This is a genomic window from Actinomadura rubrisoli (assembly GCF_004349215.1).
Taxonomy (GTDB): Bacteria; Actinomycetota; Actinomycetes; order Streptosporangiales; family Streptosporangiaceae; genus Spirillospora; species Spirillospora rubrisoli.
Window position 1 is genome coordinate 1 of the sequence record NZ_SMKU01000719.1, and the last position, 1,153, is coordinate 1,153.

The 1,153-nt window shown below is 69.0% G+C and carries 2 protein-coding genes; both read left to right on the forward strand.

Annotation, left to right across the window (positions count from 1 at the left end; genetic code table 11):
* Nucleotides 1-239: hypothetical protein (locus E1298_RS49160; RefSeq protein ID WP_207945295.1), on the forward strand; the 239-nt coding region annotated here is incomplete at its 5' end.
* A 6-nt stretch (nt 240-245) separates the two neighbouring features.
* Entirely contained in the window at nt 246-1,148 is a 903-nt protein-coding gene (locus E1298_RS47085; protein ID WP_131903823.1) for an IS3 family transposase, read from the forward strand.
* Nucleotides 1,149-1,153 lie beyond the last annotated feature (5 nt).

The window sequence follows — 1,153 nt, forward strand, 5'->3', positions numbered from 1 at the left end:
ACTGGGTGAGGCTGGACCGTGAGCACAACGGCGAGGCCGGTGGTCAGACCGGGGGTGGTGCGTTGAGCGGGTCTGATCGCCAGGAACTGGCCGGGCTGCGGCGGCTCAAGGCCGAGATGGCCGGCGAGCACGCCAAGGAGAAGGCGGTCTGGGAGAAGGAACGCGCTGAGCTTGAGATGGAGCGTGAGGTGCTCAAGCGATCAGTGGCCGGGTGGGTGAAGGACTCGATGAACCGGTGATCGCGGGTGGAGTTCATCGCGTCCCAGAGGACCAAGCACGGCATCCCGCATGCGATCGCCTGCCGGGCCTTGGAGGTCTCGCAGTCCTGGTTCTACAAGTGGATCAACCGCAGGCCGACCGCCCGCGAGCAGCGGCGGGACCGGCTGGATGAGGAGATCAAGAAGCTGTTCGCCGCCTCGGGCGGCACCTACGGTTCCCCGCGGATCGCCCGTGACCTACGGGACGAGGGATGGACGGTGTCGGCCAACACCGTCGCCGCTCGGATGGTCGAGCTCGACCTGGCCGGACGGGCACCCGGACGGCGCAGGTCGCTGACCCGGCAGGGAAGGCGTCCGGCCGCACCTGACCTGGTACGCCGCAAGTTCACGGCCGTGGCGCCGGATGTGCTGTGGGTCGGGGATGTGACGCAGACCGACACCGGCGAGGGGCCGCTCTACCTCGCCACGACCGAGGACCTGTTCTCTCGCCGGATGCTCGGCCACGCCATGTCGGCCCACCACGACGCGGCCCTGGTGGTGGCGTCGCTGCAGATGGCCACCGCCACGCGCGGCGGCGACGTCGACGGGGTGATCTTTCATACCGATCGCGGGTCGGAGTACACCGCGGCCAGGACCGCGGCCGCGTGCCGCCGGCACGGCATCACCCAGTCGATGGGCCGGGTCGGGTGCGCCCTCGACAACGCCGCCGCCGAGGCGTTCAACTCAACGCTCAAGGTCGAGTCCGTGCACCGCCACCACTTCACCACCCGGGCCGAGGCCCGCATCAAGATCGCGACCTGGATCGCCGACTTCCACAACACCAGCAGGAGGCACAGCGCCAACGACGGGCTCGCCCCGATCACGTTCGAGCATCAGATGGCAGAAGCACGAAGAACACCAACGGCCCAGCCCAGGGCCGAAGTGGCATAACACCG